The sequence below is a fragment of the Robinsoniella peoriensis genome (genome assembly GCF_000797495.1).
GTDB lineage: Bacteria > Bacillota > Clostridia > Lachnospirales > Lachnospiraceae > Robinsoniella > Robinsoniella peoriensis.
The window spans coordinates 135071-153341 of sequence record NZ_JTGN01000009.1 but is presented as its reverse complement, the minus strand read 5'-3'; the positions used below and the strand labels follow the sequence as shown (position 1 = coordinate 153341).

Sequence of the window (18271 nt, the reverse complement as noted above, 5' to 3'; positions counted from 1 at the left end):
ATATTCCTATATTAATAAAAGGAGCAGATAATACATGGGCAATCAATTTATATTGGAGACAAACATGCTTAAAAAAACCTACGGAAACCGTACGGTAGTGAAAGATGTAAATATTCATGTGAAAAAGGGAAGGATTTATGGGCTGCTTGGCAGAAACGGTGCCGGGAAGACTACGATTATGAAGATGGCATTAAACCTGGTATCCGTTACAGCGGGAGAGATTTATCTTTTTGGAAATAATTTAAAAGAGAGTGGTAAATCGGTCTATTCCCGTATTGGTTCAGTAATCGAAATACCCGGGTTTTATCCGGGACTTACCGGAACCCAGAATCTGGAAGTATTTGCGAAGATAAGAGGGACGGTAAAGAAAAATGCAGTGCATGATGCCCTGGATGTAGTGGGGCTGCCCTGGAAGGATAAGAAAACTTTTTCCGCGTATTCCCTGGGAATGAAACAACGGCTTGGGATAGCCAATGCCATTTTAAATGATCCAGAATTGCTGATTTTAGATGAGCCAACAAACGGTCTGGATCCCATTGGCATTGCAGAAATGCGGGAATTTATGAAGAGGTTAAGCGTGGAGCAGGGGAAAACAATCATAATTTCCAGTCATATTCTGTCAGAGGTAGCGCAGCTTGCAGATGATATTGGGATTCTGCATGAGGGAAATCTTCTGGAAGAAAGCGATATGTTAAAGCTGAGAAAGAAAAATGAAAAGTATATTTTAGTTCAGGTTTCATCCGTCCCCAAAGCAGTATTGGAACTGGAAAAGAAACTTCAAATAAAAAAATATACAGTAGAATCAGATAATTTTATTCGTATATATGATGTCCAGCAGAATCCGTCCGAAATCAATGAAGCTTTTTACAATGCCGGAATCAGCGTATCTTCCCTGCAGATTTATAAGGATAGTTTGGAGGATTATTTTAAGAAGATTACGGGAGGTGAGGGAATTGCTTAATCTGATTGAAGCAGAAATCTTGAAACTAAGAAAAAGTAAGATGGTCTGGATATTGACGGTTATAGTCTGGGCAGTGCCAGGATTACTGATTATAAAGGAATTGTTCATAGTTTCAGCACTGAATTATGATGAGTGGATACGTACGATGAATATGTTTTCCGGTATCACATTCTCAGTTATGAATGGGTTGTTTCTTACTTTTCTGGTTCAAAAGGAGTACCAGGATAACACAATTATTAATGTGCTTACGGCTCCGGTAATCAAAACAGCATTTATACTGGAAAAGTTTTTGATCTGGGTTTTGTGGAATTTGGTTTTAATCATAGGAATTGATGGAATTGCACTGTTGGGATACAGGCTTTTATTTCCGTCCCGGTTCCGTATGGCAGATATGTGGGCACCTTTGCTTTTTGTTACCAAGAGCTGCCTGTTTCAGTTTTGTAGTCTGTCACCGGTTCTCTATGCAGCAGTTAAGCAGAAAAAATTATTTTATCCCTCGTTACTTTTGACTCTTCTGTTTGCGGTCATTGGCCTGGCTGCCTGGCAGACTTCACCGCAAATGCTTGTTTTGGCCAGCATTATTCCCTGGTCAGCAGCATCAGTGGGAGCCATGCTGGATCCATCAACGCCGTATTTTTATGCTGCAGTCTGTTCCGTTTTAATTTGCATGGCCACGGGTGTTGTGATGGCAGTGCGTTCATTTTCAAAGCAGGATCTGTGATTCTATTGACATAGCGGACGATGCCAGATATAATAATTTGAACAATGTTAAATGCTGTTCAAAAGGAGTAACGCTATGCCTTGTTGAACTGTTGTACCATGGGAAGAATTAGATGGTAAAATCTCAGAAGTGATGCTGGAAGGTGGAATGGTTGGCAGAGTTCAGGAAATTGTTGAAAGGAATAATTAAAATGAATATACAGATATTTGGAACAACGAAATGTTTCGATACGAAAAAGGCACAGCGGTATTTCAAAGAACGGGGCATTTCTTTTCAGTTTATTGATATGAAAGAAAAAGGGATGAGCAAAGGCGAATTCAATAAAGTTAGGCAGGCAGTGGGCGGGCTTGACAATATGCTTGATGAAAAGAGCAGGGACAAGGATATCTTAGCGCTGGTTCGATATATTGCTGAGGAAGATAAAGCCGAGAAGGTTCTGGAGAATCAGCAGATTCTAAAGACACCTATTGTGAGAAATGGGGCATCTGCCACAGTGGGATTTCAGCCGGATGTCTGGAAAATGTGGAAGTAGAGGAAGAGGAATGGATTAAAATAGAGTGAGTAAGTCGGAGTAGACTTATTCACTCTTAATTTTTGCTCTGCTCCAGGCTCCTAGGCCAATAATCAATATAAGAAGAATACCTCTGATGGCTGTCTGATAGTAAGAAAAGACACCTAATAAATCAAGTGCATTTGTAATAACACTGAATATCAAGATTCCAATGATACTTTTCCCAATACTGCCAACCCCTCCAATCAGGCTGGTACCGCCAATAACTACCCCGGTGATGACAGAGAGAGCGGCATTGTCTCCCTGCAATGCAGAAGCAGTGTTTAATTTTGAAGAATTCAAAATTCCGGCTATACCCGCGGCTAAACCACTTAAAATAAATACCGAAATTTTATAAAATGCAATATTTATTCCGCTATTGTGTGCAACCTCTGAATTTCCACCCATAGTATAGATATTTCTTCCAAAGCGGGTAGAGGTTAAAATATACCAGGTTATCAGAACCAGAGCGATAAGAAGTAAAATCAGGAAAGGAATACCAAATAGTTTTCCATTTCCAATTTCTGCATACCAGCTATTTTTACTGATGATGGGATTGCCATCAGATATTTTAAGGGCAATTCCCTTTATAATATAGGAGGTTCCGATGGTTGCAATAAAGGAGCTGATATGGCATTTTGCAATTAAAAATCCATTTACCAGTCCAAGGAGGCAGGCTGAGAGAATACCCATCATAATGGAGAATATTTGCCCAATATATGGTTCTGCAAGTACACTGATCAAACCGGATAATGCCATAATAGAACCGACGGATAAATCAAAATCCCCACCGATAATTGCAAAAGTCATACCGCATGCCATAATTCCGTAGATGGATGCCTGAATTAAAATATTTGTTATGTTATCAATGGTAAGGAAAAATGAAGAAGCAATACTCATTACAATAATAATAGCGAGGAGTACAATTAGTGGTTTCTGCTCTCTAATGATTTTCTTGATGATTAACATTTTTTGCCCTCCTGATCTGCATATTTTGCTTGCGGTTCCAAACTTCAAAGGCAATTGCCAGAATCAAGACAAGACCTTTTACGATATTTTGATCAAAAGTCTGGAATCCCAACAAATTCATTGCATTTCCAAGAATGCCCAAAGTAAGAACCCCAACAAAAGCTTTGCCGATACTTCCAACACCGCCTGACAGGCTGACTCCTCCTAAAACGGCAGCCACAATGGCATCCATTTCATAACCGGTCCCGGCAGTCGGTGTTGCACCAAGGGTACGGGAAGTTAATACAATGGCTGCAGCTGAAGCCATTAACCCTGATATTCCATAACATATTAACTTTACAAGTCCCGTCTGTATACCGGATAATTGACTGCATACGGTACTAAAGCCTGTGATATGCATTTTACGTCCAAACGTTGTGCGGCTTTCTATTACGGACAAGATGATAGCTAACAGGAAATAGATTATGACAGGAATGGGCAGGTATCTTCCGATACTTCCGGTTCCGATTGCATTATAGAAACTGGAATTGCTTCCTTCCAGAGAAAACCCCTGTGTGTATAACAGACTTAATGCAGAAAAAAGCAATTGGGTTCCAAATGTGATCATAAGGGATTCTCCGGAGTTTGCATGAGTGAGGACAACAATCAGACCGTTTACCAGTCCACATAAGATCCCCACGAAAAGTGCTGAAAGTATAGCGGGAACGGCAGGCATTTTCGAACTGAAAGAGATGGCAATGATTCCGGTAAATGTCATGATACTTCCAATAGACAGATCCATATGACCGCAGATTAATACAAAGGACATGCCGATGGTTAAAAGTCCAAGAATGCAGCATTGCCGAATTACGTTAATTAAATTCTGAACAGTTAAAAAATTATCTGCTGTGAAGGATGCAATCAGGATGAAAATAAGCAGCAAAATCAAATTTGAAAATTTAAACAGTTTCTCTCTCATTTTTCCTCCCTTAAGATTGCAGTTTTCATAATATTTTCAGGGGTCTTATCCGCTCCGCATAATTCCCCTTTTAGATTTCCTTCATGGATTACCAGGAGCCTGTCGCTCATATTAATGATTTCTGGTAATTCGGAAGAGATTATGATAATGGATTTACCTTCGTCGGCCAATTGGTTTATTAGCTGGTATAGTTCGTACTTTGCACCTACATCGATTCCTCTCGTAGGTTCGTCCAGTATGATAATCTGCGCATCCGTAAAGAGCCATTTTGCCAGAACGACTTTCTGCTGATTGCCTCCGCTTAAACTCAGTGCGGAAGTTTCCGTACCGGATGTCTTGATGTGAAGTTTTTTAATATAAGAAAGTGCAGCTTTCTTTTCAAGAGATTTGTCTACAAATCCTAATGACGTAACTTTATGTAAGGCGGCCAGACAGGTATTGACACTCAGGGACTCTTCGAGTATCAGTCCCTGATTTTTCCTGTCCTCGGTAACAAAGGCAATTCCCATATCTATGGCGTTTTTGGGAGAATTTATATGTACTGGATTTCCGTTTAAGGTAATGTTACCGGAAGTTAACTTGTCGGCTCCGAAGATGCATCGGACGATTTCTGTACGCCCTGAACCGACCAGCCCTGCGATGCCAAGGCGTTCTCCTTTATGTAACTGAAAGGAAATATTTTGAAATGCTTTGTCTCTGGTAAGATTTACTGCCTCTAATACAATTTCGGATTGGAATGTGCCTTCTCGTGGTGGATATTCCTGATCCATACTTCTTCCAACCATTTTTGATATGATTGTTTCTTTTGTCAGTTCCTGAGTTGGTTTTGTATCAATCACCGCACCATCACGCATAATGGTTACACGGTCACAGAGGCGGAATATCTCATCTAAACGGTGTGAAATGTAGATTACAGTAATTCCGGATGCCTTTAGCTGATCGATGATCGCAAATAGATTGTCTAATTCCTTAGAAGTCAAAGTTGCGGAAGGTTCATCCATAATAATAATTTTAGATTGAAAGGATAAAGCTTTTGCAATTTCAGTCATTTGTTTGCGTGCAACACTTAAGTTTTCTACTTTTTCTTTCGGATCAATGGACAATCCTACCTTTTTAAGAAGAATGGCGGCTTCTTCGTAGATATTCTTCCAATCGATGCCGCGAATTCCTTTTTTCTTCAGCCTTCCTACAAAAATGTTTTCGGCGATACTGAGGGAGTTAACCAGGTTAAATTCCTGAAATATGATACTAAGTCCAAGTTGCTGGGCTTCCAGAGGGGAAGAAATCCGCACTTCCTTCTGATCGATTTCTATGGTGCCGGAATCTTTTGCAATTACTCCGGTAAGTACTTTCATAAGCGTGGATTTACCAGCACCATTTTCCCCCACAAGCCCAAGAACTTCCCCTCTTTTAACTTTCAGGGAGATATCATTTAAGGCCGTCACGCCTGGAAACGTTTTGGTAATATGTTTTAAATTTAAGATGTAGTCATCTGTAGTTTGCTTCATAAATACCCTCTTTTCTTGTGTTTCAGTTTACCAGAGAAGAGACGGGTCATAATCATTTACATTTGTAGAGTCTAAGAGATCTATTTTATCTTTATACCAGCTTTCGACTTTTTCGCCGTTTATTGCTTTTACAAGAACATCAAGAGAGGTACGTCCTTCTTCAACGAGTGGCTGAACGGAGGTAGCAATAATTTCTCCTGATTTAACCATGTCGGCACCTGCTTTACTTCCATTATAGCTGACTACGGCCACATCTTTTCCTGTTACACCCATAGACTTCATAGCCTGTACCACACCTACGCACATTGTATCATCGTGAACCCAGATACCGGCAATATCAGGAAATTTAGTAAGAATGTCTTCTGTAACAGTCATGGCTTTTGCCTTGTCATAGTCACCGGCCAGTTTTGTTACAATTTCAATATTACTTCCGGCAACAGCTTCTTCAAAACCTTTCGTTCTCAGGATTTGCGCGGAGGTTCCGGCGCTTCCTTCAACGATAGCAACTTTGCCGCCTTTTTCGCCCAAGGCTTTTTTCAGCATTTCGCCTGCAGATTTTCCTACATCTTCATCATCAGCGCCTACAAATGAAGTAATGTATTCACTGCCGCTTTCATCAATATTCATGGCACCCATGACAACAGGGACTCCGGCTTCATGTGCTGCTTTTACAGCAGGAATGATGGAAGTTCCATCTACGGGATTTAAAACAATGCCATCTACTTTCTGTGATACGAGAGAGTTAATCTGATCTGTTTGCTTACTGGGGTCCCACCCACCGTCCAGTTCAATCAGTTCGATTCCAAGTTCTTTTGCTTTTTCTTGTATTCCCTGTGCAAAAACTTTTACAGCCGGCGCACTGAGCTGACAATAAGCAACACCTATTTTTAAATTGGCCGTGGTACTTTTTGTTTCGCCTGAAGCTTCTGCTGACTTTGTATCGGCAGTATTGGAAGCAGCTGCAGTAGATTTTTCAGCAGTATCCTTTGGGGCAGAAGCACATCCAGCCAAAAGTCCGGTAACCATTGTTGCACACATTAGAACAGATAATAATTTTTTTTTCATAATTCATTCTCCTTTTAATTAAATAGATATTTATTTATAAAGTTTCTTGAAACCATTTGGATATGTCTTCAAAAACAATCTGCCGGTTGGGGTCCATTGGGATATTATGATCAATACCTTCATAGATTTTTATTTTTTTTATGGAAGATGCAGCCGCTTGATACATCTGCATGGATTCCTCAGCGGGTACCAGTTCATCCTTTTCACCATGTGCAAAGAAGATGGGATGATGAATGGAACCGCATTTTTCAATTGGTCTGTAACTCATCATATTACGAAGAGATGATAGGGAAACGAATGCGTTGATGTCATTATTCAGGAAGCTGTCTAGTTGGAGATTCTTTTTTTCTTCTTCACTGGAATGATACATTTCCAGTGTATGAATCAACTGGGATTTTCCAGTTGCAGCTGTAATTTCTTCATCTTTTTCTAATATTTTTAGAAAATATTGAAAATCCCCCTCATTTCTGGACCAGACTCCTTTCATCCATTCATAACAATTTCCGATACCAGACATGGAGACAGTACTTTTAATTCGTGTATCGATGCCGCTGACATATACTGCAGTCGAGGCGCCCATGCTGATTCCGGCAACTCCGATTCGATTTTTATCTACGCAGGGAAGTGTAGAGATATATGAAACTGCGCTTAAAAGATCTTCCGGCCATTGTGTTGCACAGTACAATTCATATCGGTCCGGATCCAGTGAACTGCATCCTCTAAAATCAAATCGTGCAGTACAAAATCCACTTTGAACCAGGTGGTCTGACAAAACATCAAGCCCGTCATTCTTATGTCTGGAATGTCCGTGACAGAGTAAAATGATGGGGAGCTTCTGTTCTAAGAATTGTTCATCAATATTGATAACCATGGATTTTTTAACACCGCAGCTGTAAAAATATTTTCTGAATTCCATAAGCATTTCTGTCCTTTCTTTTAATAGTTTAAGTATAGCATAGTAAAATTTTTGATTCAATTCTATTTTACTACCAGTTAGTAAAACGTTTAACTGATTTATTTACTTGCTTTTGTTTATCGGCTTTAGTATACTGAGGTCAATAAAATCTGAAAGATTAAATATGTGAAAGGAGGTCTTCAATATGGCAAATATCAAGGATGTAGCTAAGCGCTCAGGTGTTTCAATCGCTACAGTTTCTAACTATATCAATAATAAAAAGAAGGTGGGGGAAGAGACGGCAGCCCGTATTGATGAAGCAATCAGGAGTCTGAATTATGTAGTCCATAATTCCGGAAGAGAACTTAGAATGCAGAAAAATAATGATATAGGTATTGTCTTTCCCAATATTTCCGATCCATATTTAGAAAAGATAATAAGTAGCATCAAGGGTTATTTCTCCCAGTATGATCAAAACTTTGTTCTTGAGTTATCGGATAATAATACGGAAAAAGAGACGAAAGCAGTTCTAAATCTCATAGGAAGGAGTGTTTCCGGGATAATACTATATTCCTGCCAGCCTGATAATTTGTCTATATTTGAAAAACTGGAGCGTTCCAGAATACCTTATGTTTTAATCGATCACAAACCGCAGGAATTAGATTGTAATTTTATATCTGTGGATCATGAAGATTTATTTTACCGGCTTACGAAGGAAGTACTGAACAAAGGTTTCCGTAAAATATCTATGATCCTGGGGCCCTATGAATTTGCTGAAAACAGAATGGCTTTGAAGGGGTATCAGGAAGCATTTGTAGATAAGGACATTTCTTATGAGAAAAATATTGTGATTTCCACAACAGCGATTAGAGAGTGTGGATTTCGGGCAGGAATCCAGTTATTTGAAGGAGCAGATGATATACCCGATATTATTTTTACAACCTCTTACCGGTTGGCTGAAGGTATTAAATATGCTATGAAGATCTATCATATAGATGAACGGAAACATATATCAATTGTCACCACGGGTGATGCGGTAGATGATGTTTTTTATCACGATGAAACCATTATTAAGACATCCCGTTCTGCCTACAATATAGGAGAAGAAGCGGGAAAACTGCTATTGAAAAATATTAAATCTCCGATCGTATTTGAGAAAGAAGAATTGTGTTTTCAGGATAGTTTTCTCTTAAAAGATATTAAGGATTACCATGAATCTGCTGAAGAAAATAGCCTGATATTTGAAGATGAGATCTGTGTTCTATTATTAGACGATGAGAGTTCTGTCAGTGGTTTATCCAAGCTGCTGATTGATTTTTATGCAAAAGAGAAAATTAATGTACGCATAAAGAAGGTTCTTCCTGAAAATGCTTTTGAATATATTTGTGATTATTTTGAGAGTAGCAGGGATGACATAGATGTTATTTTATTCGATTTGCCCTGGCTTCCCTATTTTGCAGATAAGGGCTGCCTTTTATGTCTGGATGAAATGATGCAGGATTCTGATTTTCATACAGAACATTATCTCACAGGTACAATGGATCATTATAGTATGTTTAAAAACAGGCATTATGCACTACCTTATATGGCATGTACTCAGCTTTTGTTTTATAGGAAGAGTTTATTCCAGAGTGAAAGTATTGCCAGGGATTTGGATAAAAGATTCATGGTACCGCTAAAAATTCCACAAACATGGTTTCAGTTTAATACATTGGCAAAATATTTTACCAGGTCTTACAATCCGGATTCCCCGGTGCCATATGGGCATACTATGTCTATTTCTTATCCGGAGCAGCTGGTATGTGAATTAATGCCGCGAATATGGGATTATCATGGAGACTTGTATAACAGTCAAAATGATATTATTATAAATAACCATGCCATAAAAAAGGGACTGCGCAGCCTGTTGGAAGCTGTACAATATTCTACACCTGAGTTTTTAAGTGACAGGCCATCAGATACCGTTCAGCATTTTATGGCTGGAGAAACTGCTATGCTATGTACCTTTTATAATTATGCAACAGATATTGTCGAACGTTCTAATTCTTCTATTGTAAATGATTTTGGATATACAACCCTTCCCGGCACTTCGGTTATGGCGGGGTGGTGTTTGGGAATCAGTCATAATTCAAAAAAAGCGGAACATGCATTTAAATTTATAAAATGGGCTTCGGGATCTGAGATTGCTATCGCACATACCATACTAGGAGGTCAGTCACCCAATATTTCCGTATATCGTAATTACGATATGGTATCTTTATATCCATGGCTTCCAAAAGCATTGTGGGGATTTGAAAAATCTAAGAAAAGGCTGACACCAATAACGGCAGATGGGAAGATTATCAGTGAGAAAGGTGAGGAAGATAAAATATATAAATATTTGCTGCCTATGCTTAAAAAATTAGAATCGGGTAGTATACCGGATAAAGATGAGATTCAGGATATGATTAGCAGAATGCAGCGGGAGATGAACAGGCTGTTTATATAGTTTACAGAGGGTTTCGCTGAGTAAGGAGACGCTTTGTTTCAGCAGGTAGTGTACGAAAAGATGGGGCGTGGAGGAATTACATGGACTCTGTCGGCTGGCCGCAGAACTGGCATTTTCTATCCTTCCGAAAGTGTTTTTAGCGGCCAGCTGACGGAGTCCGTGAAAAAAATGTTCACCTACAACAACTGCCTGATATAATCAGCAGGCAGCATAGTCTTCTTTGCAGTCTGTTCAACAGACCATCCCTGCGCCAGACAGCGCTTTGCTGCGCTCTCCATACTTTCCGCCGCTTCAACGATATGCTGTTCAAAATCGTAAAACCGCATGACTCTCTGTCCCCACGGGTACTCCCTTATGCCATGTAAAAATTCAATTTCCGGAATAAGTTTTATTTTTTCGTACCATTTCTCTAGATCATTTGTTTCGAAGTACAATTGAAAATTGTTTTCTTTACTTAAGGGCTTCAGGTCTGCATCCACTAATTCTGCATAATTGCTTTGTAAGGATAATCCACCTTCAAATGATACATGGGCACCTAAATCCATGGTTACCTTTTGTTCCATTACGGTTTCATAAAAATATTTTGATTTTTCCATGTTCTGAACTGCGATCAGCGTTCCACCATATTTCATTTCATTCACCTCCTTTGGCTGCCTACATTATATAATTAAAATTTAGATATTTCGTTGTAAAAATCGGACATGTTTTCTAAATACTGAGCTGGTGTAACACCGCAAATCAATTTAAAATCCCGGGTAAAGTGAGAATGGTCATAATATTCCATCAGGTCTGCCACATGAGCGATCGTTGTAGGTGCATTTGTATTTTGCAGTAACTGAATCGCCTTATTGACTCGGACTAAACGAGCAAAGGATTTTGTACTGGTTCCGATGTATTGTTTGAAAATCCTGTTTAAATGCCGTTCACTATAATGAACGGATTTTGCAATGTCTTTTGAAGATATCGAGCCGCCTGCCCGAATGATATGATTTGCGGCCATTTTTAAACTTTGGTTTTCTTGATACTGTTCATTTTCATAATTTTTTGCAATATACATCAGTAAGAGTTTGTCTAATTCAGAAAAAAGGAAATCAACACTCCCTGACTTTTCAATAATCTCAAAAATAAAATTCTGCAAACTTTTTTGAAATAAAGCCAGAGAAAATGTTTTGTCTGCCAGATCTGCCTGATTTTCTTTTATAAATGGAAAAAGCCCCCAGGGCTGAAATTCAATAATCAGGATCAATATGGCGTCTTTTGCCTGTTTACCCACTGTATTAGTTATTGTTGCAGCACCAAATAAATCTCCTTCCATCTTATTTCCGTCAAAATGAAAGACAAGTGTTGAACTTCCATGTGGAATAACCGTATATTGATCAGATATTATATTTTCGTTGGGAAAAGTAAGGGTATAATTTGATATGTATGGATTCAATGCTGTATCTGGGAGCACATATAAATAATCATCTGTTTTTAGTAAAATGCGTCTGTTGTCATAATAATTGCTGATTGCTGTCTTATCTATCATTCTTATCACCGCCTAAGCTATTATAGGAAAATAAGGCAGAAAATGTCAAGTAGCACTTATGTCTGAAGGACTGCAATCAGGAATGATCACTTAAAGATTACACATAAAAAGTTCTGGAATTATGTATTTGCAAGTGCTAAAATAAAAAGCAATGAAAATATGGAGGAAAATTAATATGAAAACAAATGAAATTAATATACGCGATCCTTTTGTCTTATTAGACGGAGATACCTATTACATGTATGGCACCAGAGGCCCCAGATGCTGGGGCAGTGATGACGGACTGGATTGTTATTACAGCAAGGATCTTAACGAGTGGACAGGACCGGTTGAAGTTTTCCATAAACCGGAGGGCTTTTGGGCAGATCAGAATTACTGGGCACCGGAGTGCCATAAATATCGGGGAAATTACTATATTTTTGCTTCCTTTAAGGCAGATGGGGTTTGCAGGGGTACCCAGATCCTGAGATCTGCTCATCCGCTGGGACCATTTCAAGTGCACAGCGAATCTCCGGTTACACCCAAAGAGTGGGAATGTCTGGACGGAACGTTATATATTGATTCCAGCCAGGTCCCTTACATCGTTTTCTGCCATGAATGGGTACAAATAGGTGACGGGGAAGTGTGTGCCATTGCATTATCTGAGGATTTGAAAAAACCCGTCAGCGAACCAAAGGTATTATTTAGGGCATCGCAGGCTCCCTGGATAAAGAAGCTGGATACGGACAGGCTTGGCAAGGACGTGGAATGTTATTGCACCGATGGACCCTTTATGCATCGCTGTCAGGACGGCACCTTATTAATGCTTTGGTCGAGCTTTGGAGAAGAAGGGTATACGGAGGCCATAGCCAGAAGCGATAATGGGGATATCTCAGGAAAATGGGAGCAGGAACCGAAACTGCTGTTTAAGAAAGACGGCGGGCACGGGATGCTTTTTAAAACGAAAGAGGGAGCGTTGATGTTATCCCTTCATTCCCCGAATGAAACTCTTAAGGAACGGCCGGTATTTTATAAGATACAGGAAGAGGATGGGAAAATATACGTATAATGATGCAGGAGAAATATCTGAAAGGACGTAATACGAAGGGAGGCAATATGAGCAGGATATTGATTATAGAAGATGATGAAGCATTAAATACAGGCTTGAGCTTTGATCTGGAAGCAGAGAATTATGAAATAGTATCCGCCTTTTCCCTGGAGGAAGGGCGGAATATTCTGACAGAACAGACATTTGACTTGATTTTCCTGGATGTAAACCTTCCGGACGGCAATGGATTTCAATTTATACAGGAGTTGAAAATGACAAAGGATACTGCTGTTATTTTCCTAACTGCCTGCGATATGGAAAGTGATGCCGTCAGAGGGTTTGACCTTGGAGCAGATGACTATATTACAAAGCCGTTTAGCATGGAGCTGCTTCGCAGAAGGGTTGCGGCGGTTTTAAAGCGGTGTTCAAAAACAGAAAATAAAAATCAGTACAGGGATTCTTATTTACAGATTGATTTTGACAAACCGGAAACCAGAATCAAGAATCAGGAGCTGACACTGACACCAACGGAATATAAAATGCTGAAACTTTTAACGGCACATCCCGGACAGCTTCTGACGCATCAGGTAATGTTAGAACATCTGTATGACAGTGAAGGCAATTTTGTAGATAAACATGCCCTTGCGGTAAATGTAAACCGGCTTCGTTCCAAGATTGAAGATGATATCCATAAATATATCAAGACGATTTATGGTATGGGGTATCAATGGGCGGGTGAGAATCATGGGTGCTAAGTTTAAGCTGCAGACAGTATGGATTTACAAAATATTTTATGGAGCAGGTATTTTAATGCTTGCAATATTCGGCATTCTGGTTTGGAATGTGACGGATAATCCGTTTATGCGAGTGCTTTTGCTTGGATTTGGAATCGGATTTTTAGGAATTGGCGCAGTGGTAATTGCAGTTATGCGCAGACAGATAACAGGTTTTACAGATTCAATGAGTACCTGCCTGGATGAGATGCTGGATGAAAAGGAAAATATTGTGTTTGATGAGATCAGCGAGACACTTTTATCGAAGCTGCAGTCTAAACTGAGGAAGCTATATGAAATTTTACAGCGGCATAATCAAAACAGTCTGGAAGAAAAGAGGGCAATTCAGAGTCTGGTATCGGATATTTCCCACCAGACAAAGACACCCGTTGCAAATATAAAAATGTATGCCGGAATTTTGCAGGATCGGGAAGTAGAACGTGAAAAACAGAAAGAATTCCTGCATTCCATTACGGTTCAGGTAAATAAACTGGATTTTCTTATACAGGCAATGATTAAAATGTCCAGACTGGAAACCGGCATATTTGAGATGCGGAAAAAAAGAGCTTCCGTTTACGAAACACTTGGAATGTCATTAAACAGCGTTTTTCCAAAAGCAGAACAGAAGCAGATCGATATATCGGTTGACTGTCCCGAAGATCTTTTCCTGTGTCATGATGTAAAATGGACGGCGGAGGCGATATCGAATATCCTGGATAACGGGGTGAAATATACACCGTGCGGCGGGAAAATTGCTGTTTTTGCAGAGCGGCAGGAGTTTTATACCAGAATCAGAATACGCGATACCGGCAAAGGAATTCCGGAAAAGAACCAGGCATCTGTTTTTAAGCGTTTTTATCGGGAAAAAGAAGTACATGAACAGGAAGGAGTGGGGATAGGCTTATATCTTACAAGGGAGATCATAACTTTACAGGGTGGGTATGTGGAAGTTAGATCCAAGCCCGGGGAAGGGGCAGAATTTATGATTTACCTTCCTAATTGAGATTATTTCCAAGGAGCATAGGGACAGATGTCTGCCCTTATGCTCCTTGTGCCGCCAGGCGTTACTTATGTATGCAGATTATCACAGTTTCGAGATAATGTGCTTTTGAGATAAGTTTGAGATAATTGAATGGTAAGATAAAGTCATCAAAAGAAAGGGGAACAATTTATATGAGTATTATATTAGAAACCAGGGAATTGAAAAAATATTATGGGATGGATCCAAATATCACAAGAGCATTGGATGGTGTAAATATATCAATAGAGCAGGGAGAATTTGTGGCAGTTGTGGGAACTTCTGGAAGCGGTAAATCCACATTGCTCAATATGCTGGGAGGCCTGGATATTCCCACATCGGGAAGTGTGCAGATCCGGGATAAGGAAATTGCAAAAATGAATGACGAACAGCTGACTATTTTCCGGCGACGCAATATTGGATTTGTGTTCCAGAATTATAATCTGGTTCCTATTTTAAATGCTTATGAAAATATTGTTCTCCCGGTGGAACTGGATGGCGGTACGATTGATAAACATTTTTTGAAGGACGTGGCTGGGATGCTTACCCTGGAGGATAAGCTTACTAATATGCCCAATAATTTATCCGGAGGACAGCAGCAGCGTGTGGCAATTGCAAGGGCATTGATTACAAAGCCGGCTATTATTCTTGCTGATGAACCCACTGGGAATCTGGACAGTAAAACCAGTGCAGATGTACTGGGACTGCTGAAGATGACAAGTGAAAGATTTCATCAGACAATCGTCATGATCACTCATAATAATGAGATTGCGCAGCTCGCAGACAGAATTATCAGGATTGAAGACGGAAGGATTGCCAATTAGGGGGGAAAACAGATGCTGGAAAATAATAATAAAAAAATCGTAGATAAACTGGCAAAGCGCAGTTTTTTCAAAAATAAAATGAGAAATATTGCAGCGGTGACAGCAATTGCGCTCACCGCACTGTTGTTTACCTCCATCATAACGATTGGAATCGGTGCATCCCAGTCAATGACTCTGACTAGCCAGAAACAAAAAGGCAGTAAGGCAGATGCAGACCTGCGTTACATGACGGCAGACCAGTTTCAGAAGCTGAAAGAAAGTGACATGGTGGAAACGGTGGGAGAGAGGCGTCCAATCGGTTTTCTGTCAAATACAAACCATCACAATGTTGAGCTGGACTATATGGATGCAGTAGAGCAGGAGATGACCTTTAGTGTGCCTACCCATGGAAAGGCACCCCGGGCGGCGAATGAAATTGCAACTACTGATAGAGCATTGGAGGATCTTGGAATTACACCGGAGGTCGGGGCAAAGATCCCGGTAGAATTTGAACTCCGGGGAGAAATACACCATTTTGATATGGTATTGTCCGGCTGGTGGGAAGCTGGCGGCATGCCGGTCAGCATGATGATTGTTTCGGAAGCGTTTATGACGGAAAATGACGCATTATTTCCTTACACTTACCACCAGGATCTGGAAATGGCAGGCACTTATTTCTCTGATATTGTATTAAAAAGTAATGCAAATATTCAGGATCAGTTATTTTCCTTTATCCGTTCAGTAGGAGGAGAACCTGAGGACAGAGAAGATCCTGATTATATTCTAAGTGCAGTGAATCAAGTCACAAATCCTCCGTTAAATATGAAACTGGTTATTGGTATTGCCGGCTTTGCAGTTCTTTTTATCATATGCGGCTATTTACTGATTTACAATATTTTTGATATCTCAGTAGCTCAGGATATCAGGCACTACGGACTTTTGCGTACGGTTGGATCCTCAAAAAAACAGATCAGGCAGATGGTAAACAGGCAGGCAGTGTGGCTTTCCTGCATCGGAATACCGATCGGATTGATATTAGGATTTTTCCTTGGGAAGAGTGTACTGCCTTCTGTAATGGATATGTTTGCGAATACAAATAAAGGAATTACCGTGGAAGTATCACCAAATCCCATAATTTTTATAGGAGCTGCACTTTTTGCCGTAATAACAGTTTATTTAAGTGTCCGCAAACCTGCAAAAAAAGCATCCAGAATCTCTTCCCTGGAAGCGTCCAGATATGTGGGTGACAGCGCGGTAAGCAAGAAAAAAACCAGCAAACGAAAAAATGGTTCCAGAATTACACATATGGCATGGGCAAATTTGGGTCGGAATAAGACCAGAACTGCATTTATCATGATTTCTTTACTGTTATGTACCGTGTTATTAAATTCTGTGTTCGTAATAGCCGGAAGCTTTGATACTGATAAATGGATCAAGTCCCTGAGTAAAACCGACTTTATTATTGCCAGTTCCAGCACGTTTAATAATATGAAAGGGTTTATTCACCATGACGATGCGCTGGATGAAAATATGGTAAAGGCAGTGGAGGAACAACCTGGCGTGATAGATGGCGGACGTCTATTTAAAAATACACTGGATGATAAAAGTGTCAGCTTTGATTATGGTTTCAAGATCGTGGATACAGAAGAGAGTGACGGGTACAGTTATGGAATTACAGCAGAGGGTGAGTCTTTTACACTTGCAGATGATAAACGTCCAATGTGTAATGCATTTGGAATGTCAGATGCTGTTTTATCCAGAATGACTATTGTAAACGGCGAAAAAGACCTGAACGTATTGCGGGAGAAGCTGGCAGAAGGAAACTATATAATTGAAGGAGTCAGCGAGGTCCGGGGCAGTGGCAATGTTTCTGTCAAAGAATACAACTGTGAAATTGGCCAGAAGGTGGATGTTTATGTAGACGGAAAGAAGGCAAAAACATTTACGGTTTTGGCTCAGGCGCTTCTGAACGATGTAGAATATGAGGTTCCCTCAATTAATACAGGTGTAGTCCAGGTAGGAAATGACAGCCCGTATTTCTATATGTCTCAGAACGACTTTGAAACAATTTATCAAAATCCTACACTTTTGAGTTATTCCTTTAATATAGATCCGGAATATGAAATGCAGATGGAGGAATTTCTGGATGATTATATTCAGAATGAAAATCCAAACGGAAGCTATAATTCCGTTAGCCTGCTGAAAGCAGATGTAAAGAAAACCCAGCAGGTAGTGTACGTCATAGGTGGTATTATAGGAATTGTAATGGGAATCGCCGGCATAATAAACTTTATAAATATGGTTATCACCAGCATTATCACCAGACGTCATGAATTTGCAGCAATGCAGAGTATCGGTATGACGAAAAAGCAGTTAAACCGGATGATGACGATGGAAGGAATATACTATGCATTGGGTGCAGGTATCCTTGGAATCATCAGTTCAGGAATTTTAGGAGTGACGCTTGTGCGGATGATCAGTTCGAATATTTGGTTTATGACCTTCCATCTGACTATCATTCCGGCAGTGATTATCTGTGTTGTCTTTCTGCTGATAGCCATTATTGTGCCAACAATATCGCTGAAAATATTTCATAAAGGAAGTATTGTTGAGCAGCTGAGAGAAACAGAATAAATATGTGAAGGTACTGCAGTATGGATGGGAAAGCATCTGTGCTGCAGTTTTGTATTAGTCAGAATTGTCGAACGCTAACTGAACAAACTCTAACTTAAGGGTATCATGATTCTGCTTATAAACGGTGCGCTCTGGTTGAAACTGTTAAATTATATTAATATGTTACTTGTAAAAAAAATGTGTTGCAATATTTATACTATTGTGCTATCATAAAGATATTCAAATATTCTACACGCTGGCTGTTCTGCCAGACAAATTCCAATTGACATTATAATAATATATGAGGCGTTGCTATGCTTGACGTAAATGGTTATCCGATATTTACTATTTAAAATATATCTGACTTTTCTTACGCTGCAAGGATACTGCCTTA

General features: G+C 39.7%; 16 protein-coding genes. 9 read left to right on the top strand and 7 right to left on the bottom strand.

The genetic code is table 11. From position 1 onward, the window contains the following. Window positions 1–34 precede the first annotated feature (34 nt). The 3 genes from QR40_RS18825 (at window position 35) to QR40_RS18815 (ending at window position 2214) form a co-directional block, all read left to right on the top strand. Window positions 35–961, top strand: coding sequence for an ABC transporter ATP-binding protein (locus tag QR40_RS18825; RefSeq protein ID WP_044296378.1), 927 nt, complete (start codon window positions 35–37; stop codon window positions 959–961). Next, entirely contained in the window at window positions 855–1682 is an 828-nt protein-coding gene (locus tag QR40_RS18820; protein WP_081998978.1) for an ABC transporter permease, read from the top strand. Before QR40_RS18825 ends, QR40_RS18820 begins: the two co-directional genes overlap by 107 nt. 190 nt (window positions 1683–1872) lie before the next feature. Next, window positions 1873–2214, top strand: coding sequence for an arsenate reductase family protein (locus QR40_RS18815; RefSeq protein WP_044296442.1), 342 nt, complete (start codon window positions 1873–1875; stop codon window positions 2212–2214). Window positions 2215–2259: 45 nt separating this feature from the next. Here QR40_RS18815 and QR40_RS18810 read toward each other — a convergent pair whose 3' ends face one another. From QR40_RS18810 to QR40_RS18790, 5 genes are read right to left on the bottom strand one after another with little or no spacing between them, the layout of a single operon-like run. Further along, window positions 2260–3201 (bottom strand): ABC transporter permease, encoded by a 942-nt coding sequence (locus QR40_RS18810; RefSeq protein WP_044296376.1) that lies wholly within the window; start codon window positions 3199–3201, stop codon window positions 2260–2262. Beyond that, window positions 3176–4159 carry an ABC transporter permease gene (locus tag QR40_RS18805; RefSeq protein WP_044296375.1) on the bottom strand — a complete coding sequence of 328 codons (984 nt, stop codon included), beginning with the start codon at window positions 4157–4159 and terminating at the stop codon, window positions 3176–3178. Before QR40_RS18805 ends, QR40_RS18810 begins: the two co-directional genes overlap by 26 nt. Continuing rightward, window positions 4156–5667, bottom strand: coding sequence for a sugar ABC transporter ATP-binding protein (locus QR40_RS18800; protein WP_044296374.1), 1512 nt, complete (start codon window positions 5665–5667; stop codon window positions 4156–4158). Before QR40_RS18800 ends, QR40_RS18805 begins: the two co-directional genes overlap by 4 nt. 27 nt (window positions 5668–5694) lie before the next feature. Further along, complete coding sequence (locus QR40_RS18795; protein ID WP_027291898.1) at window positions 5695–6732, bottom strand: sugar ABC transporter substrate-binding protein; 1038 nt, start codon at window positions 6730–6732, stop codon at window positions 5695–5697. Between the two features lie 34 nt (window positions 6733–6766). Beyond that, window positions 6767–7648, bottom strand: coding sequence for an alpha/beta hydrolase (locus QR40_RS18790; protein ID WP_160295843.1), 882 nt, complete (start codon window positions 7646–7648; stop codon window positions 6767–6769). A gap of 184 nt (window positions 7649–7832) precedes the next feature. Here QR40_RS18790 and QR40_RS18785 point away from each other — a divergent pair, with 184 nt between their 5' ends. After that, window positions 7833–10115 carry an extracellular solute-binding protein gene (locus QR40_RS18785; protein WP_044296373.1) on the top strand — a complete coding sequence of 761 codons (2283 nt, stop codon included), beginning with the start codon at window positions 7833–7835 and terminating at the stop codon, window positions 10113–10115. A gap of 176 nt (window positions 10116–10291) precedes the next feature. On the opposite strand, the gene QR40_RS18780 is transcribed toward QR40_RS18785, so the two are convergent. Both QR40_RS18780 and QR40_RS18775 read right to left on the bottom strand, forming a co-directional pair. Then, window positions 10292–10747: a VOC family protein gene (locus QR40_RS18780; RefSeq protein WP_044296372.1), complete on the bottom strand. Its 456-nt coding sequence runs from the start codon at window positions 10745–10747 to the stop codon at window positions 10292–10294. A 35-nt stretch (window positions 10748–10782) separates the two neighbouring features. Further along, the gene (locus QR40_RS18775; protein WP_044296371.1) at window positions 10783–11643 is read right to left on the bottom strand and encodes a helix-turn-helix domain-containing protein; all 861 of its coding nucleotides are present in this window, start codon (window positions 11641–11643) and stop codon (window positions 10783–10785) included. Between the two features lie 175 nt (window positions 11644–11818). Between QR40_RS18775 and QR40_RS18770 the strand changes: the two genes are divergently transcribed. The 5 genes from QR40_RS18770 to QR40_RS18750 all read left to right on the top strand — a co-directional run bounded on the left by QR40_RS18770 (window position 11819) and on the right by QR40_RS18750 (window position 17898). Continuing rightward, window positions 11819–12691 carry a glycoside hydrolase family 43 protein gene (locus QR40_RS18770; protein ID WP_044296370.1) on the top strand — a complete coding sequence of 291 codons (873 nt, stop codon included), beginning with the start codon at window positions 11819–11821 and terminating at the stop codon, window positions 12689–12691. Between the two features lie 47 nt (window positions 12692–12738). Next, a complete protein-coding gene (locus QR40_RS18765; RefSeq protein ID WP_044296441.1) occupies window positions 12739–13425 on the top strand; it encodes a response regulator transcription factor in 687 nt (228 codons plus the stop codon). Then, window positions 13415–14446 (top strand): sensor histidine kinase, encoded by a 1032-nt coding sequence (locus QR40_RS18760; RefSeq protein WP_052430940.1) that lies wholly within the window; start codon window positions 13415–13417, stop codon window positions 14444–14446. The genes QR40_RS18765 and QR40_RS18760 overlap by 11 nt, the downstream gene beginning before the upstream one ends. A gap of 170 nt (window positions 14447–14616) precedes the next feature. Further along, the gene (locus tag QR40_RS18755; RefSeq protein WP_027291890.1) at window positions 14617–15285 is read left to right on the top strand and encodes an ABC transporter ATP-binding protein; all 669 of its coding nucleotides are present in this window, start codon (window positions 14617–14619) and stop codon (window positions 15283–15285) included. 12 nt (window positions 15286–15297) lie between these two features. Next, entirely contained in the window at window positions 15298–17898 is a 2601-nt protein-coding gene (locus QR40_RS18750) for an ABC transporter permease (RefSeq protein WP_044296369.1), read from the top strand. The last annotated feature ends 373 nt before the right edge of the window (window positions 17899–18271 follow it).